18 protein-coding genes and 2 pseudogenes are annotated in these 26,243 nt (G+C 72.4%); 13 read left to right on the plus strand and 7 right to left on the minus strand.

The annotated features are described in order from the left end of the window. The first annotated feature begins 74 nt into the window (after nucleotides 1-74). Nucleotides 75-650 carry a dCTP deaminase gene (gene dcd / locus PUR56_RS07595; protein ID WP_329884891.1) on the plus strand — a complete coding sequence of 192 codons (576 nt, stop codon included), beginning with the start codon at nucleotides 75-77 and terminating at the stop codon, nucleotides 648-650. A 136-nt stretch (nucleotides 651-786) separates the two neighbouring features. On the opposite strand, the gene PUR56_RS07600 is transcribed toward dcd, so the two are convergent. From PUR56_RS07600 to PUR56_RS07615, 4 genes and pseudogenes are all read right to left on the minus strand, one after another. After that, on the minus strand, nucleotides 787-1,677 hold the full coding sequence (locus PUR56_RS07600) for a metal-dependent hydrolase (protein WP_329948343.1): 891 nt from the start codon (nucleotides 1,675-1,677) through the stop codon (nucleotides 787-789). A 197-nt stretch (nucleotides 1,678-1,874) separates the two neighbouring features. Continuing rightward, nucleotides 1,875-2,822: a Yip1 family protein gene (locus PUR56_RS07605; protein ID WP_329884889.1), complete on the minus strand. Its 948-nt coding sequence runs from the start codon at nucleotides 2,820-2,822 to the stop codon at nucleotides 1,875-1,877. A 247-nt stretch (nucleotides 2,823-3,069) separates the two neighbouring features. Then, nucleotides 3,070-4,143: pseudogene (locus tag PUR56_RS07610) on the minus strand (sugar phosphate nucleotidyltransferase); the annotation flags it as partial. A 333-nt stretch (nucleotides 4,144-4,476) separates the two neighbouring features. Next, nucleotides 4,477-6,696, minus strand: a complete 2,220-nt coding sequence (locus tag PUR56_RS07615; RefSeq protein WP_329948344.1) for a (Fe-S)-binding protein — start codon at nucleotides 6,694-6,696, stop codon at nucleotides 4,477-4,479. Between the two features lie 349 nt (nucleotides 6,697-7,045). Between PUR56_RS07615 and dnaK the strand changes: the two genes are divergently transcribed. The 5 genes from dnaK (at nucleotide 7,046) to PUR56_RS07640 (ending at nucleotide 12,579) form a co-directional block, all read left to right on the plus strand. Continuing rightward, the gene (gene dnaK, locus PUR56_RS07620; RefSeq protein ID WP_329884887.1) at nucleotides 7,046-8,884 is read left to right on the plus strand and encodes a molecular chaperone DnaK; all 1,839 of its coding nucleotides are present in this window, start codon (nucleotides 7,046-7,048) and stop codon (nucleotides 8,882-8,884) included. After that, complete coding sequence (gene grpE / locus PUR56_RS07625) at nucleotides 8,881-9,525, plus strand: nucleotide exchange factor GrpE (protein ID WP_329948345.1); 645 nt, start codon at nucleotides 8,881-8,883, stop codon at nucleotides 9,523-9,525. The genes dnaK and grpE overlap by 4 nt, the downstream gene beginning before the upstream one ends. Nucleotides 9,526-9,668: 143 nt before the next feature. Next, entirely contained in the window at nucleotides 9,669-10,820 is a 1,152-nt protein-coding gene (gene dnaJ, locus PUR56_RS07630; protein WP_329884885.1) for a molecular chaperone DnaJ, read from the plus strand. Between the two features lie 7 nt (nucleotides 10,821-10,827). Next, the gene (locus PUR56_RS07635) at nucleotides 10,828-11,349 is read left to right on the plus strand and encodes a heat shock protein transcriptional repressor HspR (RefSeq protein WP_329884884.1); all 522 of its coding nucleotides are present in this window, start codon (nucleotides 10,828-10,830) and stop codon (nucleotides 11,347-11,349) included. Between the two features lie 198 nt (nucleotides 11,350-11,547). Next, nucleotides 11,548-12,579, plus strand: a complete 1,032-nt coding sequence (locus tag PUR56_RS07640; protein ID WP_329884883.1) for a helix-turn-helix domain-containing protein — start codon at nucleotides 11,548-11,550, stop codon at nucleotides 12,577-12,579. A 45-nt stretch (nucleotides 12,580-12,624) separates the two neighbouring features. Here the strand turns inward: PUR56_RS07640 and PUR56_RS07645 are convergent, their stop codons facing one another. Beyond that, on the minus strand, nucleotides 12,625-12,759 hold the full coding sequence (locus tag PUR56_RS07645; protein WP_329884882.1) for a hypothetical protein: 135 nt from the start codon (nucleotides 12,757-12,759) through the stop codon (nucleotides 12,625-12,627). Between the two features lie 413 nt (nucleotides 12,760-13,172). On the opposite strand from PUR56_RS07645, the gene PUR56_RS07650 reads away from it, so the two are divergent. After that, a complete protein-coding gene (locus PUR56_RS07650; RefSeq protein ID WP_329884881.1) occupies nucleotides 13,173-13,799 on the plus strand; it encodes a hypothetical protein in 627 nt (208 codons plus the stop codon). Nucleotides 13,800-14,335: 536 nt separating this feature from the next. Here PUR56_RS07650 and PUR56_RS07655 read toward each other — a convergent pair. After that, nucleotides 14,336-15,379 (minus strand): LuxR C-terminal-related transcriptional regulator, encoded by a 1,044-nt coding sequence (locus tag PUR56_RS07655; protein ID WP_329948346.1) that lies wholly within the window; start codon nucleotides 15,377-15,379, stop codon nucleotides 14,336-14,338. Between the two features lie 933 nt (nucleotides 15,380-16,312). Beyond that, nucleotides 16,313-17,449 carry a TDT family transporter gene (locus PUR56_RS07660; RefSeq protein ID WP_329948347.1) on the minus strand — a complete coding sequence of 379 codons (1,137 nt, stop codon included), beginning with the start codon at nucleotides 17,447-17,449 and terminating at the stop codon, nucleotides 16,313-16,315. 71 nt (nucleotides 17,450-17,520) lie between these two features. Between PUR56_RS07660 and PUR56_RS07665 the strand changes: the two are divergent. The 6 genes and pseudogenes from PUR56_RS07665 to PUR56_RS07690 all read left to right on the plus strand — a co-directional run. Beyond that, nucleotides 17,521-18,417: pseudogene (locus PUR56_RS07665) on the plus strand (LysR family transcriptional regulator); the annotation flags it as partial. Nucleotides 18,418-18,690: 273 nt separating this feature from the next. After that, nucleotides 18,691-21,297, plus strand: coding sequence for an ATP-dependent chaperone ClpB (gene clpB / locus PUR56_RS07670; RefSeq protein WP_329948348.1), 2,607 nt, complete (start codon nucleotides 18,691-18,693; stop codon nucleotides 21,295-21,297). 226 nt (nucleotides 21,298-21,523) lie between these two features. Further along, nucleotides 21,524-22,087, plus strand: a complete 564-nt coding sequence (locus tag PUR56_RS07675; protein WP_329884877.1) for a YbjN domain-containing protein — start codon at nucleotides 21,524-21,526, stop codon at nucleotides 22,085-22,087. A 140-nt stretch (nucleotides 22,088-22,227) separates the two neighbouring features. Then, the gene (locus PUR56_RS07680; RefSeq protein ID WP_329884876.1) at nucleotides 22,228-23,388 is read left to right on the plus strand and encodes a pyridoxal phosphate-dependent aminotransferase; all 1,161 of its coding nucleotides are present in this window, start codon (nucleotides 22,228-22,230) and stop codon (nucleotides 23,386-23,388) included. A 475-nt stretch (nucleotides 23,389-23,863) separates the two neighbouring features. Further along, entirely contained in the window at nucleotides 23,864-24,391 is a 528-nt protein-coding gene (locus tag PUR56_RS07685; protein ID WP_329884875.1) for a DUF2617 family protein, read from the plus strand. A gap of 136 nt (nucleotides 24,392-24,527) precedes the next feature. Further along, on the plus strand, nucleotides 24,528-26,174 hold the full coding sequence (locus tag PUR56_RS07690) for a polyamine aminopropyltransferase (protein ID WP_443034455.1): 1,647 nt from the start codon (nucleotides 24,528-24,530) through the stop codon (nucleotides 26,172-26,174). Nucleotides 26,175-26,243: the final 69 nt, after the last annotated feature.

Genomic DNA, 26,243 nt, shown 5'->3' on the forward strand with positions numbered 1-26,243 from the left:
ACCGCGGGACGGTGGTGACTGGTGCGGCCCCGGGCGATTCGTCCGGGGCCGCGTCGTGCACGTAACCTCGAAGCGTGCTGCTCTCTGACAAGGACATCCGGACCGAGATCGACAAGGGCCGGGTCGTGATCGACCCCTTCGACCCTGCGATGATCCAGCCCTCCAGTATCGACGTACGACTGGACCGCTTCTTCCGGGTCTTCGAGAACCACCGCTACCCGCACATCGACCCCTCCGAGGAGCAGCCGGACCTGACCCGGCTGGTCGAGCCGGAGGAGGACGAGGCGTTCATCCTCCACCCCGGCGAGTTCGTCCTGGCGTCGACCTACGAGGTCATCTCGCTGCCGGACGACGTCGCCTCCCGTCTGGAGGGCAAGTCCAGCCTGGGCCGCCTCGGGCTGCTGACGCACTCCACGGCCGGCTTCATCGACCCGGGCTTCAGCGGGCACGTCACGCTGGAGCTGTCGAACGTCGCGACGCTGCCGATCAAGCTCTACCCCGGGATGAAGATCGGGCAACTCTGCCTGTTCCGGCTCTCCTCGCCGTCCGAGCACCCGTACGGCTCGGAGCGCTACGGCTCGCGCTACCAGGGGCAGCGCGGTCCGACGCCGTCCCGCTCGTACCTGAACTTCCACCGCACCAAGGTCTGACACCGCGCGCGGCGGCGACCGCACGACGGCAGGACGGCACGGCAGCAGAGCAGAGCCGACGTGGGCGGTCGCCCCGGGAGACCGGGGCGACCGCCCACCGGCGTTCACGGGTGTTCCGCAGGTGCGGCGCCGGCGCTCAGGCGCGCTTCGGGCGGGTGACGGCGACCAGCTCGCCGCCGTCCTCGGAGAGCCGCAGCTCGGTGCGGAGCTCGGTCAGCTCACCGAGGTGGTGCAGGTGGGTACCGCCGCAGGCGATCCGCGCCGGGCCCTCGGGCAGCTCGCAGTGCCACTGCCGGCGCGCGGTGAGCTCCGGGCCGGGGACGTCGATGCGGACCGGGGCGTCGGCGGCGACCCAGGCGGCCAGCCGCCGGTTGACGGCCTCGGTGAGCGCGGGAAGCGCGTCGGCGAGCGCGGGGTGGTCCTCGGTGGCCTCCGCGGTGAAGCCCTTCTTGCGGAGCGACTTGCCGAGCCGGTACGTGTCGGTGCTCGCCTCGGTGTCCATCACGGAGCCGGCCATGGCGAGGCTGTCGAAGTCCGGGTGGCCGAAGGCGTCGGAGCGGCCCGGGTCCTTGCGCCAGCGCGGGGCGAGCGCCTCGTTCAGGGCGAGGGCCAGCAGGTGGCAGCCGCTGTGGGAGGCGCAGAGGGCGCCGCGGCGCTCGGCGTCGACGGCGAGCGTGACGGTCCGGCCGACGATGTCGCCCGGGTCGGCCGCCAGGACGTGCAGGACCAGCCAGGACCACTCCTCGTCACCGCGCCGGACCGGGATGTCGGCGCCGACCAGCAGCTCGCCGCCCTCGGGACCGACGGCTCCGGTGAGGCAGTCGACGACGGCCAGCCCGGTGCCGTCGACGGTCAGGGTGCCGAGGTCGGCCGGCTGGTCGGGCCAGGTGTGGTCGAGCGGGTGGAACGGGGTCGCCCCGGTGACGACGGCGTACCGGCCGCCGTCCAGCGGGTGCACCGCGAGCACCGTCGACTCGCCGGTCACCGCCCCGGCCGGGAAGCTGACGTGGGTGGTGGGGAGGGTCATGCCTGGCTCCGTGCGGGTGAGGGTGGACGCAGTACGCGGACATGCGGACGGGCCCCGAGACGGGGCCCGTCGACCATTCTCCCCCGGCCGGAGGACGCCGGGAGAGGCCGGGAAGGAGGCGGAGAACCGGAGGGAGCCGGGGGAACCGGCGAGAAGGACGGCTCGGATCGGGGCGGCGGGTCCTCGGCCCGGGGGCCTCAGCCCAGGGTCGGCAGCTTGATCAGCACCAGCAGCGCCAGCAGTTGCAGCGCTCCCGCGCCGGCCGCCTTGCCCCACGGCAGGTCGTGCAGCCGCCGGACCATGGTGGTCAGCAGGACGGCGCAGAGCAGCCAGGTGGCCCAGCCGACGACCTGCACCACGATGTTGTCGGCCGGCAGCGCGAGGGCGAGCAGCAGCCGGGGCGCGTCGGTGGTCCAGCCGATCAGCACGGCGAGGCCGACCGTCGACTTCCAGGGGCCGTCCCCGCCGAACTGGCGGGCCAGCGCGTACGTCACCGCGCCCAGCATGCCGCCGGCCAGGGTGAAGCCGACCGCCGCCGCGAGCAGCGAGGTGAGCGCCACGGTGAAGGTCGAGTTGACCACGTCGTCGCGGGTCATCCCGAGGCCGAGCACGGCGAGGGCGCCGTACAGCAGCGAGACGGTGACGGCGGGCAGCCAGACCTGGTGGTCCCGGGTGCGGTCGAAGGTCGCGGTGGGGGTGCGGAAGAGGCCGATCAGCAGCTCGCGCCAGTTCGGCCGCGGCCCGGCGGCGTGCGGCGCGGACTGGCCGCCGGCGCGGTAGACGGCGACGTTGTCCTGACCGTAGGGCTGCTCGTCCGGGTAGCCCTGCGACTGCCCGTACTGTTCCTGCCCGTACGGGGGCGCCTGGTACGGCTGCCCGTGCTCGTCGTAGTAGTACGGCTCGCCCGCGTACGGGTCGCTGCCGGTCGGGAACGCCCGGGTGTGACCCGGCTGGTTCGCCGCGTACGGATCGTGCGGGCCCTGCGGGGCGTACGGGCCCTGCTGCGGAGCTCCCTGCGGGCCGGTGAAGTACTCCGGTCCGTCGGTCGGCCCGTGCCCCCCGGGCGCCGCCTGCTGCTGCGGAGGCGCCGACCACCCGCCACGGGGGTCGGCGCCCTGACCGCTGTCGTATCGATTGCCAGCCACGCTCCGAAGGTACCCGCCCGACCGGCTCCGTGGCGGCCGGGCACCGGACCGGGTCCGGTTTGCAGCGAGCCTGTGACGCCCGCACGGCCTGCGGGGACCAGCGAGGCGCCCGGGACCACCGGGACCACCGGGTCGGGCGGGACCACCGGGTCGGGCGGCCGGGACGGAACGCCTAGCGCTGCGCGGTGACCTTCGGCCCGTGCACCGCGGCCGCGGCGGCGGTGCCCGCCGGGCAGCCGCCGGGACCGGCCGAGGTGCGGACGGCGCCGGCCGGCAGCAGGGTGCCGCAGGCGATCCGGATGCCGTTCGGAAGCTCGTTGTCGGGCTCGACGATCGCGCCGTCGCCGATCACCGCGCCGTCCAGCGCGGTCCGCTCGCCGACCGTGGCGTAGGCGCCCACGATCGAGTCCTTGACCAGGGTGTCCGCCCCGATGAGCGCGCCGGGCAGGATCACGCTGCCCTCGACGATCGCACCGGACTCGACGACCGCGCCCTCGGAGACCACGGTGCCGCCGCTCAGCACGGCGCCCCGCTGGACGGTGGCGCCGGGCAGCAGCAGGGCGTCGCCGGTCGGGCCGGGCACGGCCGGCGAGTCGACCTTGCCGAGCACGAGGTCGGCCGAGCCGCGGACGAAGGCGGCCGGGGTGCCGAGGTCGAGCCAGTAGGAGGTGTCCACGACGCCGCGCAGCAGCGCGCCGGTGGCCAGCAGCTCCGGGAAGGTCTCGCGCTCGACGGAGACCTCGCGGCCGGCCGGGATGCGGTCGATGACGGAGCGGGTGAAGACGTAGCAGCCGGCGTTGATCTGGTCGGTGACGATCTGCTCGGGCGTCTCCGGCTTCTCCAGGAACTCCAGGACCCGGCCGTGCTCGTCGGTCGGGACGAGTCCGAAGGCGCGCGGGTCCTCGACCCGGGTGAGGTGCAGCGTGACGTCGGCCCCGGCGGCCACGTGGCCGTCGCGCAGGGCGGCGATGTCGACCCCGGAGAGGATGTCGCCGTTGAAGACCAGGACCGGTTCGTCGGGGCCGCAGGTCAGCCCGGTGGCGGCGTTGCGGATGGCTCCGCCGGTGCCGAGCGGCTCGCGTTCGGTCAGGTAGACCAGTTCGATGCCGTACGGGGTGCCGTCCTGGAAGTGGTCCTCGAAGACCTCGGCCAGGTAGGAGGTCGCGAGCACCACGCGGGTGACCCCGGCCGCTGCCGCGCGGGCCAGCTGGTGCGCGATGAACGGGACGCCTGCCACGGGCAGCATGGGCTTGGGGGTGTGGGTGGTCAGCGGACGCAGTCGCGTGCCCTTACCACCGACCAGCATGATCGCCTCGGTCATGGTCTGCGCTGTTCCCCTTGTGGTCTCTGCGGCCCGGCCCGGCGGGCCGATACCTCCGTCGGTGGTCAGAAATGCCGTTCCGGGAGCCGGAACGGATCGACCGGCACGAGGGCCGGTCCGGCGCCTACTGTATTTCCTTCTGACAGGGACGCCGTCCGGTGGTCCGGTGGTTGGCGCCCCGCCCGAGGGATTCGCACCCGAAAAGCCCGGCCCGGCGGGCGCACGTGGCACTCGCCGGGCCGGGCGGTTGTTGCAGAACTGTCGAACAACTGGGCGGCGGAGTGGCCGGGTTCGACCCGTCACCGCCCCGTCACCGCCCCGTCACCGCCTCGTTCAGGCGTCGACGGTCTCGGTTTCGGCCTCGGCCGGCGGGGCCGCCTTGACCGAGTCGAGCAGCAGCTGGGCGACGTCGACGACCTTCAGGTGTTCCTTCGCCGCGCCCTCGTTCTTCTTGCCGTTCACGGAGTCGGAGAGCATGACGAGGCAGAAGGGGCAGGCGGTGGAGACGATGTCCGGGTTGAGCGAGAGGGCCTCGTCCACGCGCTCGGTGTTGATCCGCTTGCCGATGCGCTCCTCCATCCACATCCGCGCGCCGCCGGCGCCGCAGCAGAAGCCGCGCTCCTTGTGGCGGTGCATCTCCTGCTGGCGCAGGCCCGGGACCTTGTCCATGATCTCGCGCGGCGGGCTGTAGACCTTGTTGTGGCGGCCCAGGTAGCAGGGGTCGTGGTAGGTGATCAGGCCCTCGACCGGGTTGACCGGGACGAGCTTGCCCTCGTCGATCAGGTGCTGCAGCAGCTGGGTGTGGTGGATGACCTCGAAGTGGCCGCCCAGCTGCGGGTACTCGTTGGCGATGGTGTTGAAGCAGTGCGGGCAGGTCGCCACGATCCGCTTGACCGGGGCGTCCTCCAGCGCGGCGTTCAGCGTCTCGACGTTCTGCGCGCCGAGCATCTGGAAGAGGAACTCGTTGCCGAGGCGGCGGGCGGAGTCACCGGTGCAGGACTCCTCCTTGCCGAGGATGGCGAACTGCACGCCGGCGGTGTGCAGCAGCTCCGCGAAGGCCTTGGTGGTCTTCTTGGCGCGGTCCTCCAGGGCGCCGGCGCAGCCGACCCAGTAGAGGTACTCGACCTCGGCGGGGTCGATGTCCTCACCGATCACCGGCACCTCGATGCCGGTCTCCTTCTTGAGCTCCTTGACCCAGTCCAGGCGGGCCTTGGTGGCCATGCCCCACGGGTTGCCCTTGTTCTCCAGGTTCTTGAGCATCGCCCCGGCCTCGGTCGGGAACGAGGACTCGATCATCACCTGGTAGCGGCGCATGTCGACGATGTGGTCGATGTGCTCGATGTCCACCGGGCACTGCTCGACGCAGGCGCCGCAGGTGGTGCAGGACCACAGCACGTCGGGGTCGATGACCCCGTTCTCCTCCGCGGTGCCGATCAGCGGGCGCTCGGCCTCGGCCAGCGCGGCGGCGGGGACGCCGGCGAGCTGCTCGGCGGTCGCCCGCTCCTCGCCCTCCATGTCCTTGCCGCCGCCGGCGAGCAGGTACGGCGCCTTGGCGAAGGCGTGCTCCCGCAGGCTCATGATCAGCAGCTTGGGCGAGAGCGGCTTGCCGGTGTTCCAGGCCGGGCACTGCGACTGGCAGCGCCCGCACTCGGTGCAGGTGGAGAAGTCGAGGATGCCCTTCCAGGAGAAGTGCTCGACCTGGGAGACGCCGAAGACGGCGTCGTCGGCCGGGTCCTCGAAGTCGATCGGCTGCCCGCCGCTGGCCATCGGACGCAGCTCGCCGAGGGCGACGTCGCCGTCCTCCTCGCGCTTGAAGTAGATGTTGAAGAACGCGAGGAAGCGGTGCCAGGCGACGCCCATCGAGGGGTTGACGCCGATGGTGATGGCCCAGGCGAAGGAGGTGCAGATCTTCAGCATCGCGAAGACGTAGACCAGGTTCTCCAGGGTGCCGTGCGACAGGCCCTTGAAGGCCAGCACCAGCGGGTAGGAGATCAGGTACTTCGCCTCGTACGAGCCCACGTGCTCCAGCGCGCCCTCCAGGCCGCGCAGGATCATGATGCACAGGCCGATGCCGAGGATCGTGTACTCGACGTAGAAGGCCTGCCAGGCGATCGAGCCGGCGAAGCGCGACTTGCGGCCCGCCCGGCCCGGCAGGCTGAGCAGGCGGATCACGATGAGGGTGGCGATGCCGAGGGTGGTGAAGGTGCCGACCAGCTCGGTGAAGAGCTCGTACGGCAGCCAGCCGCCGAGCACCGGCAGCACGAACTCGGCGTCGAACAGCTGGAAGAAGGCGGTCAGCAGGGTCAGGCCCAGCGTGAAGAAGCCGACCGCGACGAACCAGTGGGCGACGCCGACGACGCCCCAGCGGTTCATCCGGGTGTGGCCGACGAACTCGACCGCCACGGTCTTCGCGCGCAGGGCGGGCTGCCCGAACCGGGTCGGGTCCGGCTGACCGGTCCGCACCACCTTGTAGATGTACAGCGCCGCACGGGCGGCGAGCGCGGTGCCGACCACGAACGTGACCAGCGAGATGACGATCGCTGCTAGCTGCATCGGCTCTCCGTCTCCTGCGGCTTTCTGGGGGTGCTGGGGGTGCTGGGGTGCTGGGGTGCTGGGGGTACAGACTCTCGCGGTGATTGTACTCGCCGGTAACTTGCAGGGCCGACGGGCCGGACATTACCGCTCGTCAACACTTCTCCTGAAGATGCTCAAGGTATGGCGGCAGTCACGTAAGTGCACCCTGCCATCGCCGTCCGGGCGGCACGGGGCCGCTCGCCGCTCCGCTCTCCGCATTTCCGGCTCAGCAAAGTTGAGCGCTCCGGACTCATAGCTGTTGACGCCCCCCGCATCGTCGTGCATCCTTGAGCCTGTAAAGCTCAACTCTTCCGTGGAGGTATCTACGATGGCACGCGCGGTCGGCATCGACCTCGGCACGACGAACTCGGTCGTCAGCGTTCTGGAGGGTGGCGAGCCCACCGTCATCACGAACGCCGAGGGCGCTCGGACCACGCCGTCCGTCGTCGCCTTCGCGAAGAACGGCGAGGTGCTCGTCGGCGAGGTGGCCAAGCGTCAGGCGGTCACCAACGTGGACCGCACCATTCGCTCGGTCAAGCGTCACATGGGCACCAGCTGGAAGATCGGCCTGGACGGCAAGGACTTCAACCCCCAGCAGATCAGCGCCTTCATCCTGCAGAAGCTGAAGCGGGACGCCGAGTCCTACCTGGGCGAGACGGTCACCGACGCCGTCATCACCGTCCCGGCGTACTTCTCCGACTCGGAGCGCCAGGCCACCAAGGAGGCCGGTGAGATCGCGGGCCTCAACGTCCTGCGCATCGTCAACGAGCCGACCGCGGCCGCCCTGGCCTACGGCCTGGACAAGGACGACCAGACCATCCTGGTCTTCGACCTCGGCGGCGGCACCTTCGACGTCTCGCTGCTGGAGATCGGCGACGGGGTCGTCGAGGTGAAGGCCACCAACGGTGACAACCACCTCGGCGGTGACGACTGGGACCAGAAGGTCGTCGACCACCTGGTGAAGGTATTCCAGGCCGGCCACGGTGTCGACCTGTCCAAGGACAAGATGGCCCTGCAGCGCCTGCGCGAGGCCTCCGAGAAGGCCAAGATCGAGCTGTCCTCGTCCTCCGAGACCTCGATCAACCTGCCCTACATCACGGCCTCCGCCGAGGGCCCGCTGCACCTGGACGAGAAGCTCACCCGCGCCCAGTTCCAGCAGCTGACCTCGGACCTGCTGGAGCGCTGCAAGGTCCCGTTCCACAACGTGATCAAGGACGCGGGCATCGCCCTCTCCGAGATCGACCACGTGGTCCTCGTCGGCGGCTCGACCCGCATGCCGGCCGTCGCCGAGCTCGTCCGCGAGCTGACCGGCGGCAAGGACGCGAACAAGGGCGTCAACCCGGACGAGGTCGTCGCCATCGGCGCCTCGCTCCAGGCCGGTGTCCTCAAGGGCGAGGTCAAGGACGTCCTGCTGCTCGACGTCACCCCGCTGTCCCTCGGCATCGAGACCAAGGGCGGCATCATGACCAAGCTGATCGAGCGCAACACCACGATCCCGACCAAGCGCTCCGAGATCTTCACCACGGCCGAAGACAACCAGCCGTCCGTGCAGATCCAGGTCTACCAGGGCGAGCGCGAGATCGCCGCGTACAACAAGAAGCTCGGCATGTTCGAGCTGACCGGCCTGCCGCCGGCCCCCCGTGGCCTGCCCCAGATCGAGGTCACCTTCGACATCGACGCCAACGGCATCATGCACGTCGGTGCCAAGGACCTCGGCACCGGCAAGGAGCAGAAGATGACCGTCACCGGCGGCTCCGCGCTGCCGAAGGACGACATCGAGCGCATGATGCGCGAGGCCGAGCAGTACGCGGAGGAGGACCACAAGCGCCGCGAGTCCGTGGAGACCCGCAACCAGGCCGAGCAGCTCGTCTACTCGACCGAGAAGTTCATCGCCGACAACGCCGACAAGCTGCCGGCCGACGTCAAGACCGAGGTCGAGACCGCCATCGGCGAGCTCAAGGAAGCCCTCAAGGGCGAGGACATCGCGAAGATCCGCGAGGCCTCCGAGAAGGTGTCCACCACCGCGCAGAAGCTCGGCCAGGCGCTGTACGCCAACGCCGACGCCGCCGGCGCCGCCCCGGCCGGTGACGCCGCCGGTGCCAAGGACGACGACGTCGTCGACGCCGAGATCGTGGACGACGAGAAGCCCAAGGGCGGTGCGGCATGACGGAGAAGCCGCAGGGTGTTGAGCCCGGCGACGACTCCGCCGCCGAGGAGGCCGTGATCAAGGCTGCCGAGGAGGCTGCCGCGGGCGGTGCCGATTCGACCGCCGGTGCGACCGGCGAACCGGACGACCTCGCCACGGCCAAGCGCGAGCTGGCCGAGCGGACGGCCGACCTCCAGCGCCTCCAGGCCGAGTACCAGAACTACCGGAAGCGGGTCGAGCGCGACCGGCTGACGGTCCGTGAGATCGCCGTCTCCAACATCCTGGAGTCGCTGATCCCGGTCCTGGACGACATCGGCCGGGCCCGTGACCACGGCGAGGTGACCGGCGGCTTCAAGTCCGTCGCCGAGTCGCTGGAGACCGTCGTCGCCAAGCTGGGCCTGCAGCAGTTCGGCAAGGAGGGCGAGCCCTTCGACCCGACCATGCACGAGGCGCTGATGCACAGCTACTCGTCGGAGGTCACCGAGGACACCTGCGTCCAGATCCTCCAGCCCGGTTACCGGATCGGCGAGCGGATCATCCGCCCGGCGATGGTCGCGGTCGCGGAGCCCCAGCCGGGCACCCAGACCACGTCCGGCCCGGACACCGACACCGCCAAGGGCGGGGAGAAGAAGGACCAGGCCGACGGTGGCCCGGACAGCTGACCACCGGTGACGGCTGACAACCTGTGCGCTGCGGAGTCGTACGCCGGCCAGTACGGCGGCCGGCTCCGCAGCGCACTGTCGACGGGCCACGGCCGGCCCGTTGACAGCTCTGTGACGATGGACCTCGGGAGGTGGCGCCAGCCATGAGCGGCAAGGACTACGTGGAGAAGGACTACTACAAGGTCCTCGGCGTGCCCAAGGACGCCACCGCCACCGAGATCAAGAAGACCTACCGCAAGCTGGCCCGCGAGTTCCACCCCGACGCGAACAAGGGTGACACCGCGGCCGAGGAGCGGTTCAAGGACATCTCCGAGGCGTACGACGTCCTCTCCGACGAGAAGCGCCGCAAGGAGTACGACGAGGCCCGCAGCCTCTTCGCCAACGGCGGCTTCCGCGCCGGCGGCCCCGGTAACGGCAACTACAGCTTCGACTTCGGCGACCTGTTCAGCGGCAACCAGGCCGGCAACAGCGGTGGCCTCGGCGACGTCTTCGGCGGCCTGTTCAACCGCGGCGGCGCCCGGCAGGCCCAGCCCCGGCGCGGCGCCGACGTCGAGACCGAGGTGACGCTCTCCTTCGAGGAGGCCGTCGACGGCGCCACCGTCCCGCTCCGGATGACCAGTCAGGCCCCCTGCCGCCACTGCAACGGCACCGGTGCCAAGGCCGGCACCACCCCCCGGGTCTGCCCGACCTGCGTCGGCTCCGGCACGGTCAGCCGCGGCCAGGGTGCCTTCGCCCTCTCCGAGCCCTGCCGGGACTGCCGCGGCCGCGGCATGATCGTCGACGACCCGTGCACCGACTGCCACGGCAGCGGCCGGGCCAGCTCCGCCCGCACCATGCAGGTCCGGATCCCGGCCGGTGTCCAGGACGCCCAGCGGATCCGCCTCAAGGGCAAGGGCGCGCAGGGCGAACGCGGCGGCCAGCCCGGCGACCTCTACGTCACCGTGCACGTCGACCCGCACCCCGTCTTCGGACGGAAGGCCGACAACCTGACCGTGACCGTCCCGGTCACCTTCCCCGAAGCCGCGTTGGGGGGCACCATCGAGGTGCCGACCCTCAACGGCCCCTCGGTGAAGCTCAAACTCCCCCCGGGCAGTGCCAACGGCCTCACCCTGCGGGCCCGCGGCAAGGGCGCCACCCGCAAGGACGGCACCCGGGGCGACCTCCTGGTCACCGTGGAGGTCGTGGTGCCCCAGCACGTCACCGGCGACGCGCTGGCCGCTCTGGAGCAGTACCGCGAGGCCACCGCCTCCGACGACCCGCGAGCCGCCCTGTTCCGAGCGGCGAAGGGAGCGTGACGACCAGATGACCCCCGACAGCACCGGCCACGGCCCGATCGGCCCCGGCATCGGCGAGGGACTGCCCGGCGGCGGCCCCCCGCGCGCGCGCCGGGCCGTTCCGCAGCCCCAGTACGTCCTCACCGAGGACACCCCGGTCTACGTGATCTCGGTGGCCGCCGAGCTCTCCGGCCTGCACCCGCAGACCCTCCGCCAGTACGACCGCCTCGGCCTGGTCTGTCCCGACCGCACCGCCGGCCGCGGGCGCCGCTACTCGGCGCGCGACATCCAGCAGCTGCGCGACGTCCAGCGGCTCTCCCAGGACGAGGGCATCAACCTCGCCGGCATCAAGCGGATCATCGAGCTGGAGAACCAGGTCACCGCCCTCCAGTCCCGGATCGCCGAGCTCACCGACTCCCTCGAAGGCGCGGCCACCGCCCTCCAGCAGCGCGAGGCCACCATCCACGCCTCCTACCGCCGCGACCTCGTCCCCTACCAGCCCCCGACCCCGCACTCCAGCGCCCTGGTCGTCTGGCGTCCCAAGCGCTGACCCGGCCACGACGGTCGCCGCCGCCGGTTCCCTCTGGTTGGGGGGTGCCGGCGGTGCTTGCGTGGTGAGAGAGTGCTTTCTGCAGGCGAGAGCGGATCAAGAGCGCCGATGCCGGTTCGCGGAGGCTCTGGCTAAGATCCCCATCGAAGCCGGCGAACCGGCCTCACTCAGCTCTATCCGAACACCAGGGAGCCGCAGATGAGCGAGACGGCCGAGCCCGGACTCACCTCAGGCGGCCTCGGTGTCCTCTCGGACGGCGCTCGCAAGCTCTACCTCCACGTCCTGCACTCCCACGGCCGCCTCGTACCCGCGAGCCAGGAGGCCACCGACCTCAGGTTCCTCCAGGAGCTTCTCGACATCGGCCTGCTGGTGCCGGACACGGACGAGCCGGACGTGCTCGTCGCCGTGGACCCCCAGCAGCTCTCGTCCGGGCTCATCGCCTCCTGGCAGCGCAAAGCACTCGACCTGCTCTCCCGGGCCGAGGCACTTCCGATCGATTTGAAGGAACTGTCCGAGGCCTTCCACACGCCGAAGCAGACCGGCGGCAGCATCGAGTACGTCCGTGGAAAAGTACTGATCAATCAAAGACTCGGGCAGTTGACCACGAGTTGCACCGAGGAGTTCCTCGCCGCACAACCGGGTGGTCCCCGCCCCCCGGAGGCACTCGCCGGCAGCCGCGACCGTGATTTGGCTCTTCTCCAGAGAGGCGCCACGTTTCGGACCATTTACCACCCCAGTACGCGTTACCACCCCGCCACCAGGGACTACGTCCTCGCCATCACGGACGCCGGGGGGCAGGTCCGCACCCTGGACGAGCCGTACACCCGGCTCATAGTCGTGGACCGCCGCACCGCCATCATTCCCATCGCGGACGACCTGAATGTGGCCGCGTTCATACACGACCGCGCGATCATCAGCTATCTGGTCTCCGACATCTTCGAGCGCAACTGGAACCGCGCTCTCGATTTCGACGGCGCCCGCGCGGTACCGCAGGAGGTCATCTCACGCCTGCGGCAGACGATCATCGATCTGCTGCTGAAAGGCACCAGTCACCGCGTGATTGCCCGAAGCCTGGGCATCAGCGAACGCACGCTGGCGCGTCACATAGCGGACATGCGTGAGGACTACCGGGTGGATTCGCTGTTCCAGCTCGGGTACATGCTGGCCCGGACCACCCAGAGCGGGCACCCCGAAGAACGCCTCGGGGAACACGACCCGTCAACCGACTGACCGCCCGGGGCCCCTGACGGCCCGCCCGGGCGTCACGTGCCGAACTCAGGTCCAGTTGCTGTCGTTCGCGGTGAGGGCCAGCGTGACCAGGGCCGGAGCGTCGGCGGGCACGGAGTTGGCGGTACGCGGCGCCGGCTGGTGGCCGGAAGCCGCCGACGTGACCTGGCTGCTCGCGGTCAATACCGCTATAACAGCAACGACCGAAGCCGCAGTGATGCGAACGTGTCGGCGCAGGCGAAGCATTGCGATCACGCCTTCCTGAGTTAGTCGCGGGTATCGAGCAATGGGAACAGCTACGCAGCCGCCCACATAATGCCCCAGCTCGAACGCACGCGCCACATCCCCCCTCCACAGAGGTGCGTCATCTCCATGCCAGGCAGACAGATGACACCGCGAAGCAGTGGACTCCACCGCCCCGAACGATGGACGATCAGTTCGCTCCCGATGGTCCCGGCAAGCTCACCACACTTGCCGATGTACCTTCAATTCACCATTCGACTTAGCTCCCCCGAGCGAAGTCCGCAGCCTCGCCGATCAGAACCCCTAACCCTGCCGGACCTGGTGAACCCGGTCAGCCACTCCCCGGAGTCGACATGACTGAGCCCTACCTGCGTCACCACGACAGCCAGGCCCTCGAGGGCCGGCGTGCACGAGTCTTCCTGGCCGCGCCGCTCATGCGGTTGACCGGGCCGGCGGACAGTGTGGTGACCCTCGCCAGCCGGACGCGGCTGACCACCCTCCGCACCACCCTCCTCCGCAGTGGCGCCGCCGTGTACAGCGCCCACCACAGTGACGCCTGGACCGTCGCCGGGCGCGCCCCCGAGCCGCGCGTGCCGTCGGACTTCCGCGCGCTGCAGTCCGCCGACCTCGTCTTCGCCTACGTCGGCGCACCGCTGTCGGCCGGGGTCAGCCTGGAGCTGGGCTGGGCGTCGGCGCTGCGCAAGCCGATCGTGCTCCTCGTCGACGAGGCCATCACCCACAACCCGCTGATCGCCACCATCGAGCAGGTCGCTCCCGTCCTGCCGCTGGTCTTCGACGACACCTGGTCCCAGGAGGCCCTCCACCACACCGTGGAGACCGCCCTCGACTGGGCCGGCATGGCGCTCTCCCTGCGCGAGGGCTTCTGGACCGCCCCCGGCGAGCAGTTCACCGTCCCCCGTCAGCAGCCCCCCGCCGTCGGCCCGACCGGCTACTGGCCCACCGGCGCGGCCACCGGCTGATCCCGTCCGGGCTCCCCCACCTGCCGGCCCCGCCGGCCCCGAAGGAACAGCGTCTCCGCGTCGTACCGCCCCGGACCGGGCACCGCGGGACCCCTCATCCGCCGGCCGAGCCGGAAGAGCCCCTCCACGTCGGGGAGTTCGCGCGGCGGACGAGGTGACCGACCCCATGACGCCTCAGCAGGCCGCGTTCGAGGAGCGGACGGAACGCCCCGGTGACCCCCTCCCGCGACGCGGCGGCGCGGATCCGGCCACCGTCCCCCGGCGGCGCCGGACAGCGCGCGTGGGCGGCCCCGTCCGGCAGCGGGACGCCGTGTTCGTCCGTCGTCCTCGCCTCGCTCCGCCGGCCGAGTCGGACGAGGCCCCGCACGCCGGGGCGGCCAGTGCGGGCGACCGCGATCAGCTCCTCCCCGCACTCGCAGAGCAGCTCGACAGAGCAGCTCGACAGAGCGACTCGGCCGGGCGGTCAGGCAGCGCGGTCAGGCAGCGCAGCGCAGCGCAGAGCGGCCGGGTTGCGGGTGCGAACGGCGCCGTCGGGCTCATCCGTCGTCACGGCCGCCCCGCATCAGCCAACCGAGCTGGAACAGGGTCTGCGCCCCGTACCGGTCGCGGAGGCGGGCGATGTGCGCGGCCACGGTCCGCTCGCTCAGGCCGAGGCGGGTGGCGACCGCACGCTGGGTCAGACCGCGGGCCAGCAGGCGGCCGACGCGGTCGGACGCGTTGTGGGGGTTGCGGGCCGGGCCGTCGGCGAGCGCGGCGGTCCAGTCGGTCGCGTCGGCGCGGGCCCAGTCGCGCTCGAAGGCGTTGACGATGAAGGCGATCGCGGCGCGGTCGGTGATGAAGGCGGCGGTGCTGTGGTCGTCACTGGCGGAGATCACCGCGACCGAGCGGTCGAAGATCATCAGCCGCTGGAACGGCTCGTCGAGGGTCCGGATCAGCGAACCGTGCCGGGTGACCTCCTCGGCGTAGGCCAGGGCGGCGGGTTCGGAGACCGCGACGGGCTGGTAGATGGTCCGCAGGGTGCAGCCGCGCTGCAGGAGCTGGACGTCCTGGACCAGGGCGCCCTGGAGGGCGTCGGCGGGCCGGTGGCCGGGCTGGGCGGTGAGGACCTCGGTGCGGCAGTCGGAGACCAGCTGGGAGATCCGGTGCCGGATGTGGGTGTGGCCCTCGATGTAGACGGCGCCGCCGGAGCGCTCGGGCGGCCGGGGCATCGCGTCGTAGGCGCGGGTGAGGCCGTCGAGGGTGCCGGGCAGGTTCTCGGCGCGGACGAGGAGGCGGGTGGCCTCGCTGCGGAGCTCGGCGCCGAGGCGGTCGCTGACCGAGCGCGGGCTGACGGCCGTGTAGCAGGCGTCCATCGGGTTGGGCATCAGCAGACCGATGGAGACGAGCTGGCGCAGGGCGCGACGGTCCGGTTCGGGGACGTCCGCGACGGGGATCCGGCCGCCGTCGGCCAGGATGGCGAGGTAGAGCCGGCGGGCGGCCTCGTCGGGCTCGCCGCCGGACGCGGCCGGGCCGGTGGCGGCGCCCCCTCCGGCGCCGGCGCCCGGAGCGGTCGTCGGATCCGCCGTCCCCTCGACCGTCACGTCGAACGCTCCCTGCCGGATGTCTCGCGGATGTGTGCGCCCTCGCACGCCGTGCGCACTCGTCACACACGTTCGCCGGGCGTGATCACGGTACTGGGAGCCGGCGGGCCCCCGGACTCCGGGTGCCGTCGCACACGGGCCAGGGGGGCCGCCGGTCCACGCCACGGTCGCGGCGCTTCCGGCGAGGCGGAGCAGCAACGCCTCGCCGGCTCCGGTCCCGGGGGCCATCACCACACATGGCGTCCCGGCCGGCGCTCTTCCCCCCGATATGCAGGTACGTGCGGACGTACCGGACGCATCCAGTAATGAAGAGCAAGTCGCCGTCATCGGGCTGCGGTTGCCCGGTCGACGTGACGTGACTCCACCCTCACAGCGTGACGGCCGGTGAACAAGTGCCGCCCGACTGCATGTTCTCGCAATTGCAGGAACCTGCATCGTCGGCGTGGCGCGACGTCCGCCGCGGCGCCCTGGCGTATCGCGAACGCGCAGGTCAGGGCGGTGGGACGGCGGAGTCCGACCCTCCGGTCATTCGGAACCGAACGACCGCGTTCCGTTCCCCGCGGCCTACGCGCCGCTCCCCCCGTGCCTCCCCGGCCCCCGGTCCGAGCCCGTTCGGGCACCGTCCGGGTACCGTTCGGGCCGCCCGTACCGGACCGTACCGGAGTCACCCGGGGCCGGGAAGCCGCGGGAAGCCGCGGGAAGCCGCGGGGAGGCGCGGAAAGCCGCGGGGAGGCGCGGAAAGGCGCGGTGCCGCAGGGCCCCGGCCGGCCGGATCCGGGCCGTCCGCCAGGACGGGTGGCACCGGAGGACGCCCCCCCGGGACGGACGGTCCCGACCGAGCCGACGACAGCCTCCCGCCGGACCACCGCACCACCGCACGGGGTGACTTGACGCATCGTCAGACCCCTGTCGAGCACCGGTGCCGGCCCCGGCTCAGCGGGCCAGCAGCCGGCCGCCCGCCAACCCGGCGGCGGTGCCGCCCGCGGCGAGGGCCCAGGAGGCCAGCAGCAGGGCGAACAGGGCGGTGGCGAGTCCGGTGAACCCGGGGAAGCCGGTGTGCCGGGCGAGGGCGGCGGCGCCGGTGACGCAGGTGCCGACCGGGAAGGTGAACGCCCACCACGTCATCGCGAACGACATGCCGGCCCGCCGGGCACGGAGGTTGGCCGCGACGGCGAGCGCCAGCCAGAGCATCGCCACGCCGAGCACCGCCACCCCGTACAGCTCGGCGAGGGCGAGCGCGACGGGGGCGATCGTCGGGGTCACCGGGCTGGCGGCGTCGGCGAGTTGGTGAACCGCGGTGGTGGACTGGCCGAGCGGGCCGAGCACCAGGAAGAGCGACGGGGTGAGCGCCAGGGCGGGCAGCTTGCTGTGCACGAGACCGGTGAGCACCACCGGCAGCAGCGCCAGGGTGGCGAGCAGGCCGATCCCGAACAGCGCGCAGCAGGTGTACAGCAGCGCCTGCTGGGCGGTGCCGGCGGGCAGGTGCGGGATCAGCGCGGGACCGGCGGCGGAGGCGACCAGCGGAGCCACCACCGGCAGCAGCCAGGTCGGGTTGGCCTCCAACGGGGAGACCGTGTGCCGGGTGATCATCAGGTACGGGATGCCGGCCGCGACCAGCAGCGCGTACCCGGTGCCCACCGTCCAGAGCACGGCGTCGAGCGCGACGGCCGGGCCGGTCCCGATGACGCGGGAGCCGAGCGTCAGGGTCCCGAGCCCGACCGAGATCAGCGCCATCGGCGGACAGCCGTAGAAGACGGCGGTGGCCGGGTGGTCCAGCAGCTGGGCGCGGGCGGCGTCCCGGTGACGGGTGAGGTGGACCAGCCGGGCGGACCCGAGCACCAGCAGACCGGCCAGCCCGAGCGCCCACATCACCTCGCCGAACCCGATCAGGCCGGGCAGCCGGACCGGGAGGGCGGCCGCACCGTTGCCGACGATCGCGGTGCCCATGACCGCCGCGTACCAGTTCGGCCCGAGCTGTGCGAGGTCGAGCCGGCGGGCGCGGTCGGACGGGCGCAGACGGGGGCGAGGGCGGGGGCGGGGGTGCGTGCGGGGGCTGATCAGGGTGGCCATGGCATCAACCGTCTCCCGGTGCGACCCCGGCCGGTAGCGCCGAACGCTCTATGAGGGCATAGCCTGAACCTATGGCCCTCTCCCCGCGCGTCCCCGAACTCGGTGCGCTGGAGCTGCTGCTCGCAGTGGCCCGGCTCGGCAGCGTCGGCCGGGCCGCGGCCGAACTCGGGGTGAGCCAGCCGACCGCCAGCGCGCGGATCAAGGGCATGGAGCGGCTGATCGGCGTCCCGCTGCTGGACCGCTCCCCGCGCGGCTCCCGGCCGACCGAGGCCGGCCGGCTGGTGGTCGAGTGGGCCCGGCAGGTGGTGGAGGCCGCGCAGGCACTGGACGCCGGGATCGACGCGCTCCGCGAGCGCCGGGACGCCCGGCTGACCGTGGTGGCCAGCCTGACCGTCGCCGAGTACCTGATGCCCGGGTGGCTGCTGGCGCTGCACGAGGCGAGCCCGGGGACCGCCGTGACGCTGCGCACCGCGAACTCCGCGGACGTGGCCGGGCACGTGCTGGCCGGGGACGCGGACCTCGGCTTCGTCGAGGGCCCCTCCGCTCCGCCCGGACTGGCCGGCGCGGTGGTGGCGGCCGACCGGCTCGTCGTCGTGGTCTCGCCGGGCCACCCCTGGGCGCGCCGCCGCTCCCCCCTGACCCCGGCGGAGCTGGCGGCGACGCCGCTGGTGCTGCGCGAGCCCGGCTCGGGGACCCGGGAGGTGCTGGAGATGGCGCTGGCGCCGTACGGGGGCGCGGCCCGGCCGCGGCTGGAGCTGGCCTCGTCGACGGCGCTGAAGGCGGCGGCGATGACCGGCGCGGGGCCGGTCTGCCTGAGCGAGCTGGCGGTGGTGGAGGAGCTGGCGACCCGGCGGCTGGTGGAGGTGCCGCTGGCGGAGGGGCTGGACCTGCGACGGCCGCTGCGGGCGGTCTGGCCGGCCGGCCGACGGCCGAGCGGGCCGGCCCGGGAGCTGCTGACGCTGACCCGGCGGACGGCGGCCCCGAGGCGGGCGACCGGGGCGCGGCGGTCGGCGGCCCGGACGGCGGAGGCCGGGGCTCCGGGGATCCGGCCCGCGGGCGGCGGCGCGCCGGGGGCCCGGGCCGCGGAGAACGGCGCCGCGGGGAACCGGGCCGCGGGGGCCCGGAGACCCGCCCCGCACGGGCGCCCCGACCGTTCATCTGAAAGTTGAGCGGAATAGACTCAACTTAGTGCATGCTGTAGAGAGCAGAACCAACGCACGACAAGGGAGGACACCCCAGCAGTGGACGCCAGCAAGTTCACCACCAAGACGCAGGACGCCCTGTCCGCCGCGATCCGGCAGGCCGGGGGCGCGGGGAACCCGGACGTCAAGCCGGTGCACATCCTGATCGCGCTGCTGGAACAGCCCGAGGGCATCGCCAGGCCGCTGCTGGAGGCGGTCGGCGCCGACGTGTCGCGGGTCGAGGCCGAGGCCCGCCGCCTGCTGACCGGGCTGCCCAGCGCGATGGGCTCGACCGTCGCCGCGCCCCAACTGGCCCGCGACACCCTGGCGGTGCTGACCGAGGCCGGCCGGCGCGCCGACGACCTCGACGACCAGTACGTCTCCACCGAGCACCTGCTGGTCGGCCTGGCCGCCGAGGGCGGGCCGGTCGCCGAGCTGCTGGTGCAGCAGGGCGCCTCCGCCAAGGCCCTGCTGGCCGCGTTCAAGGACGTCCGGGGCAGCGGCCGGGTCACCTCGCCGGACCCGGAGGGTACCTACAAGGCACTGGAGAAGTACGGCACCGACCTCACCCAGGCCGCCCGGGACGGCAAGCTCGACCCGGTGATCGGCCGGGACCAGGAGATCCGCCGGGTGGTCCAGGTGCTCTCCCGCCGGACCAAGAACAACCCCGTGCTGATCGGCGAGCCCGGCGTCGGCAAGACCGCCGTCGTCGAGGGCCTGGCCCAGCGGATCGTGGCCGGCGACGTGCCGGAGTCGCTGCGCGGCAAGCGCCTGGTCTCGCTGGACCTCAGCGCGATGGTGGCCGGCGCCAAGTACCGCGGCGAGTTCGAGGAGCGGCTGAAGGCCGTCCTCAACGACATCAAGCAGAGCGACGGCCAGGTCGTCACCTTCATCGACGAGCTGCACACCATGGTCGGCGCGGGCGCCGGCGGCGACTCCGCGATGGACGCCGGCAACATGCTCAAGCCGATGCTGGCCCGCGGCGAGCTGCGGATGGTCGGCGCCACCACCCTCGACGAGTACCGGGAGCGGATCGAGAAGGACCCGGCCCTGGAGCGCCGGTTCCAGCAGGTGCTGGTCGGCGAACCCAGCGTCGAGGACTCGATCGCCATCCTGCGCGGCCTCAAGGGCCGGTACGAGGCGCACCACAAGGTGCAGATCGCGGACGCCGCGCTGGTCGCCGCGGCGACGCTCTCCCACCGGTACATCACCTCCCGGTTCCTCCCCGACAAGGCGATCGACCTGGTCGACGAGGCCGCCTCCCGACTGCGGATGGAGATCGACTCCTCGCCGGTCGAGATCGACGAACTCCAGCGCTCCGTCGACCGGTTGCGCATGGAGGAGCTGGCGCTGGAGAAGGAGTCGGATCCGGCCTCGGTCGACCGGCTGGCCCGGCTGCGCCGCGATCTCGCCGACAAGAACGAGCAGTTGAGCGTGCTCACGGCCCGGTGGGAGCAGGAGAAGAAGAGCCTCAACCGGGTCGGCGAGCTCAAGGAGCAGCTGGACGACCTGCACGGCGCGCTCGAACGCGCCCAGCGGGACGGCGACTTCGAACGCGCCTCCAAGCTGATGTACGCCGAGATCCCGGCCGCGGAGAAGGAGCTCACCGACGCCCAGGAGCGCGCCGCCGCCCAGGACGGCTCCGCCTCGATGGTCAAGGAGGAGGTCGGCCCGGACGACGTGGCCGACGTGGTCGCCTCCTGGACGGGCATCCCGGCCGGCCGGCTGCTGGAGGGCGAGAGCGCCAAACTCCTGCGCATGGAGGAGGAGTTGGGCCGCCGCCTGATCGGCCAGGCAGAGGCCGTGCAGGCCGTCTCGGACGCGGTCCGGCGGACCCGCTCGGGCATCGCCGACCCGGACCGCCCGACCGGCTCCTTCCTCTTCCTCGGCCCGACCGGCGTCGGCAAGACCGAACTCGCCAAGGCCCTCGCCGACTTCCTCTTCGACGACCAGCGGGCCATGGTCCGCATCGACATGAGCGAGTACGGCGAGAAGCACTCCGTCTCCCGCCTGGTCGGCGCGCCGCCCGGGTACATCGGCTACGAGGAGGGCGGCCAGCTCACCGAGGCGGTCCGCCGCCGGCCGTACAGCGTGGTGCTGCTGGACGAGGTGGAGAAGGCCCACCCCGAGGTCTTCGACGTCCTGCTCCAGGTGCTGGACGACGGCCGGCTCACCGACGGCCAGGGCCGCACGGTGGACTTCCGCAACGCGATCCTGATCCTCACCTCCAACCTGGGCAGCCAGTTCCTGGTGGACCCGGCCACCCCGGAGGAGCGGAAGAAGGACCTCGTCCTGGACTCCGTCCGGGCCGCCTTCAAGCCGGAGTTCCTCAACCGGCTCGACGACATCGTGGTCTTCGACCCGCTCGGCACCGCCGAGCTGAGCAGGATCGTCGACCTCCAGGTGGCCGCGCTCGGTGCCCGGCTGCGCGAGCGGCGGCTCACCCTGGAGGTCTCCGCGGCGGCCCGCGACTGGCTCGCGCTCACCGGCTACGACCCGGCGTACGGCGCGCGGCCCCTGCGCCGGCTGGTGCAGTCGGCGATCGGCGACCAGTTGGCCAGGGCGATCCTGGCCGGCCAGGTGCACGACGGCGACACCGTCCTGGTCGACCGGGACGACGAGACCGACCGCCTCACCGTCCGGGCCCGCGGACCACTGGAGAAGTAGCGCCGGCGGACCTCGTCGGACCCGGTCAGCGGGGCCCGCCACCCCCGGTGACCTGCCGCGCGCACCCCCGGTGACCGGGTCCGGTCACCGGGGGTGCGCCATGATCCGGCCATGCCCGGCCGGAGCGTGGTCTCCCCTGTGAGGCAGGGCCCCGATGAGGCAGGATGGGAGGTGGAAGGGCGGCCTCTCATTGCCGACCACCACGTGCACTGAGGAAGAGGACCCTATGAGCATCGACCCGTCGTCCATCCCGTCGTTCGGTGTCCCCCAGGGCGGGCAGCCGGGCGGTCAGGGCGGCCGTCCGGACGGCCCGCCGCCGATCATCGTCCCGGACCAGGCCCTGGTGGGCCAGCTCCTCGACCAGATGCAGCTGAAGCACGTCGTGGACGAGGAGGGCGACCTCACCGCCCCCTGGGAGGGCTTCCGCGTCTACTACATGTTCCGCGGTGAGCAGAAGGAACTCTTCGCCGTCCGCGCGTTCTACGACCGCTCGTACCCCCTTGAGGACAAGGCCGAGATCCTCGACCTGATCGACGAGTGGAACCGCGAGACCCTCTGGCCCAAGGTCTACACGCACACCCACGAGGACGGCGTCGTCCGGCTGATCGGTGAGGCCCAGATGATCGTCGGCACCGGCGTCAACCTGGACTACTTCGTCACCACCACCGCCAACTGGACCCAGGCCGCGGTGGGCTTCGAGCAGTGGATCGTCGAGCGCCTCGGCCTGCAGAAGGACATCGAGGGCGAGGACGGCGAGGGCAAGCCCTCCGAGGGCACCGACGAGGCCTGATCCCCCGCCTCCGGCCCTCCGCCACGGCCCGCCACCGGCACTCCGGTGGCGGGCCGGCGCCGTTCCCGGCGGGCCGTCCTTGTCCCGGGCCCTCCCCTGGCCCGAGGATGGGGGTCGACCACGAGGTGTGAGGAGCCGTGATGGGTGCGAGGCCGCTGCTGAACCGCCGGCTGGAGGGACTCGGCACCACGATCTTCGCGGAGATGTCCGCGCTGGCCGTGGCGACCGGTTCGATCAACCTCGGCCAGGGGTTCCCGGACACCGACGGGCCGGAGGCGGTGCGCGAGGCCGCCGTCCGTGCGCTGCGCGAGGGGCTCGGCAACCAGTACCCGCCCGGCCCCGGGGTCCCCGAGCTGCGCGCCGCGATCGCCGGTCACCAGCGGCGCTTCTACGGCCTCGCGTACGACCCGGACACCGAGGTGCTGGTCACCGCGGGCGCCACCGAGGCGATCGCCGCCACGCTGCTGGCGCTGCTGGAGCCGGGCGACGAGGTGATCGCCCTGGAGCCGTTCTACGACTCGTACGCCGCCTGCATCGCGATGGCGGGCGCCGTCCGCGTCCCGCTCACGCTGCGTGCCCCCGACTTCCGCCCCGACCTGGACCGGCTCCGGTCACTGGTCACCCCGCGTACCCGGCTGCTGCTGCTCAACTCGCCGCACAACCCCACCGGCCTGGTGCTCACCCCCGAGGAGCTGCGCGCGGTCGCCGAACTCGCCGTCGAGCGCGACCTCCTGGTGGTCACCGACGAGGTCTACGAGCACTTGGTGTTCGGCGGCGCCCACCACCCCGTCGCCGCCCTGCCCGGCATGCGCGAGCGCACCGTCTCCATCTCCTCGGCGGGCAAGACCTTCTCGTTCACGGGGTGGAAGGTCGGCTGGGTCACCGCGTCGGCGCCCCTGGTCGCGGCGGTGCGCACCGCCAAGCAGTACCTGACCTACGTCAGCGCGGGACCCTTCCAGTACGCGGTGGCCGAGGCGCTGCAGTTGCCCGACGACTACTTCGCGGACTTCCGCGCGGATCTGCTGCACAAACGGGATCTGCTCGCGGACGGGCTGGGCGCCGCCGGTTTCCGGGTGTTCCGGCCGGCCGGCACCTACTTCATCACCACCGACATCACTCCGCTGGGCGAGAAGGACGGCATCGAGTTCTGCCGCACGCTGCCCGAGCGGTGCGGCGTGGTGGCGATCCCCAACGCGGTCTTCTACGACGACGTGGACGCGGGCCGCTCGCTCGTCCGCTTCACCTTCTGCAAGAAGGTCGAGGTCCTGGAGGAGGCGGTCACCCGGCTCGCCCGGCTCTGACCGATCTGCGGGACCTCTCGCACGTTCCGACGATTCGTCAACTCACCTGAACGGTAAGGGCTTTCCCTGCCGGTCGGGCAGTTTCCGCTGCCCCGGCGGCATGCCACGATGACGGCCCGGCGCCGTGCGCCGGGCGCGGCGGGGCAGGGGGCGTACAGGTCGTGTGAACAGCGCATGAGCAGCTCACACGGCGTGCGATCCGGGGCGAGGGGCGCGCGCGGTGCATAGTCGCACACCGGGTCGATCAGAGCAGGGAAGCAGATGTGCTCGAAACGGTGAATGCTTGACAAAGTTGGGTAAATCACCGACGGACCCGGCGTATTCGTGCTTCTCTGCTGCTGAATCTCCAGCCGGAATCCTTCCTTCCACGGTCGGCCGCGCCCTGGACCGCACAGCCACGAACAGCCTCGCCCTTGCCTAGGCCAACTCGCTGCTGCTCGGCGGGCGCGCACGGAGCTGAAACGCGGAGCCGAGCATGCTCACCACTTTGCAGACCTCCTACACGGACACCCGCGCGGGTGACCTGGCCTGGTGCCTGGGCGGCGACCCGCTGCCCGCTCTCGCGGTCCGCGACCTGAGACTCGACGGCCCCGGCCACCCCGGCCCGCCCGGCACCCTCCAGCTGCGGCTGCTGGGCGCCTCGCACCAGGTGGTGATCACCGCCGGCCCGGGCCACTGCCTGGAGACCGTCGCCTGCCTGCCCGGTCGCCGAACGCCGCTGCCGGCCCGGGTCGCCAAACAGGTCGACGGCTGGGAGTACGAGTTCGCGGCCCGGATCGAGGCGTTGCCGCCCCACGACTTCGCCGCCCGCGCCCAGGAGTTGCTGGCACTGGTCGAGGGGCACCCGCGCGGCCTGGCCGGGGTCTTCCCCGGAGACCCCAGCGCCTTCACCGCCCTGGTCACCCAGGGCGGCGCGGACCGGCTGCTCTGGCGCACCTGGCACGCCTACCCGCAGGAGGGGCAGCTGGTCTGCACCCGGTCCTCGCTGGTGGTCCTCCGGTGACCGCGACGACCGAGCCCTCCATAGCCCTGCCGTCGATCTTTCATTCGTACGCAGGAACGATTCGTCAACCTGTCACGCCTAGCTGTCCGTCGAATGGGCGCAGCCGTCCGTCCCGAACGTCGCCTAGCGTTTGTTCGTGATCAACCATCCGGCCGGTCCGCCCCCCGCACAGCCGGGCCTCGACCTCGACGACGGCAGCCCACCCCGGCTCGGGCGGAGCCTGACCCCCCTGCCAGCCCGCCGTCGGTGCCGGCTGCGTTCCCGCCCGCGGCTCGCCCGACTGGCCGTCCTGCTGGCCGCGTTCGTCTGCGCGGCCTGCGGACTCGTCTACGAGCTGGAACTCGTGGCGCTCGGCGACTATCTGCTCGGGGACTCGGTCACCCAAACCTCCGTCGTCCTCTCCGTCATGGTGTTCGCGATGGGCCTCGGCTCACTGCTCGCCAAGCGGTTCACCAGCCGCCCGGCCACCGCCTTCGCCCTGGTCGAGTGCGCCCTCGCCCTCACCGGCGGCCTCTCCGTCCTGGCGCTCTACTCGTGCTGGGCCTGGATCGGCCGCTACCAGGCCGCCATGGTCGGCATGACCTGCCTGATCGGCGTGCTGATCGGCGCCGAGATCCCCCTGCTGATGACGCTCGTCCAACGGATCCGGCGGGAGGACGCCGGACGGGCCGTCGCCGACCTCTTCGCCGCCGACTACGTGGGCGCGCTCATCGGCGGGCTCGCCTTCCCGTTCCTGATCCTGCCCGCCCTCGGGCCCGGCAGCGGCGCCCTGGTCACCGGCGCGGTCAACGCCGTGGCCGGCTCCGCCGTGGTGCTCTGGCTCTTCCGCGAGGAACCGGCGCCGAGGGTCCGGCTGATGCTCTGGGGCGGCTGCGCCCTGGTGCTCGCGGTGCTCGCCGCGGCCGCCGCCTGGTCCGGCGCGGTCGAACGCGCCGCCCGGCAGGCGCTGTACGGCGGGCAGGTGCGGTACGCCCACGGCCGGTACCAGGAGGTCGTGCTCACCGGCCCCGCCGAGGGCCCGCTCCGGCTCTACCTGGACGGCCGGCTGGCGGTCTGCGGGCCGGACGAGTACCGGGGCAACGAGGCCCTCGTCCACCCCGCGATGGGAGCCGGCCCGGACGGCCGGGTCCTGGTGCTCGGCGGCGGCGACGGGCTGGCCCTGCGGGAGGTGCTGCGGCACGGCGGGGTCCGCTCGGTGCTGGTCGTCGATCCCGACCCGGCGCTCCCCCGGCTGGCCCGGACCGACCCGGCCCTCGCCGCCCTCTCCGGGCACTCGCTGGAGGACCCCAGGGTCCGCACCGCCGAGGCCGACCCGCTGGAGTGGCTGCGCACCACCCGCCCCGCTCCCGGCCGGTCCTTCGACGTGATCCTCGCCGACCTGCCGGCGCCCGCCGACGGCGGCCCGGCGAAGTTCCACTCCCAGGAGTTCTACGGCCTCACCACCCGGCTGCTCGCCCCCGGGGGGCGGCTCGCCGTCCGGGGCGGCGGCGAACCGGGCAGCCGGCACGGCCTCTGGCAGGTCGAGTCGGGCCTGCGCGCCGCCGGCCTGCGGACCGTCCCGTACGCGGTCGCGGGCAGCGCGACGGCCAGCTGCCGCCCCGGACCGGAGGGTGACCAGACCTTCCTGCTCGCCGCCGCCGCCCAGCCGCCGCTCTCGCTCGCCCCCGACGCGCCGCCCCCGCGCGCCCTCACCCCCGACGCCCTCCGCGCGTCCGCGGCCCGCCTCGCCGCGGCCCGCCCCGCCCGTCCACCCGCCGCCCTGACCCTGCTCGGCCCCCGCTGAGCCCCTCCGGCGCCCGGAGCCCGTACGGGGGCCCCGGCGCCCGTACGGGGCCGCTCCGGGCCCGGGGCC

The sequence above is a fragment of the Streptomyces sp. BE303 genome (genome assembly GCF_036290945.1).
Lineage (GTDB): Bacteria > Actinomycetota > Actinomycetes > Streptomycetales > Streptomycetaceae > Kitasatospora.

Bases quoted from the DNA above. Each gene is read 5' to 3' on its own strand.
- PUR56_RS07600 (WP_329948343.1), bottom strand. From the start codon at position 1,677: ATGACCCTCCCCACCACCCACGTCAGCTTCCCGGCCGGGGCGGTGACC.
- PUR56_RS07615 (WP_329948344.1), bottom strand. From the start codon at position 6,696: ATGCAGCTAGCAGCGATCGTCATCTCGCTGGTCACGTTCGTGGTCGGC.
- dnaK (WP_329884887.1), top strand. From the start codon at position 7,046: ATGGCACGCGCGGTCGGCATCGACCTCGGCACGACGAACTCGGTCGTC.
- grpE (WP_329948345.1), top strand. From the start codon at position 8,881: ATGACGGAGAAGCCGCAGGGTGTTGAGCCCGGCGACGACTCCGCCGCC.
- dnaJ (WP_329884885.1), top strand. From the start codon at position 9,669: ATGAGCGGCAAGGACTACGTGGAGAAGGACTACTACAAGGTCCTCGGC.
- PUR56_RS07635 (WP_329884884.1), top strand. From the start codon at position 10,828: ATGACCCCCGACAGCACCGGCCACGGCCCGATCGGCCCCGGCATCGGC.
- PUR56_RS07640 (WP_329884883.1), top strand. From the start codon at position 11,548: ATGAGCGAGACGGCCGAGCCCGGACTCACCTCAGGCGGCCTCGGTGTC.
- PUR56_RS07650 (WP_329884881.1), top strand. From the start codon at position 13,173: ATGACTGAGCCCTACCTGCGTCACCACGACAGCCAGGCCCTCGAGGGC.
- PUR56_RS07660 (WP_329948347.1), bottom strand. From the start codon at position 17,449: ATGGCCACCCTGATCAGCCCCCGCACGCACCCCCGCCCCCGCCCTCGC.
- PUR56_RS07675 (WP_329884877.1), top strand. From the start codon at position 21,524: ATGAGCATCGACCCGTCGTCCATCCCGTCGTTCGGTGTCCCCCAGGGC.
- PUR56_RS07680 (WP_329884876.1), top strand. From the start codon at position 22,228: ATGGGTGCGAGGCCGCTGCTGAACCGCCGGCTGGAGGGACTCGGCACC.
- PUR56_RS07685 (WP_329884875.1), top strand. From the start codon at position 23,864: ATGCTCACCACTTTGCAGACCTCCTACACGGACACCCGCGCGGGTGAC.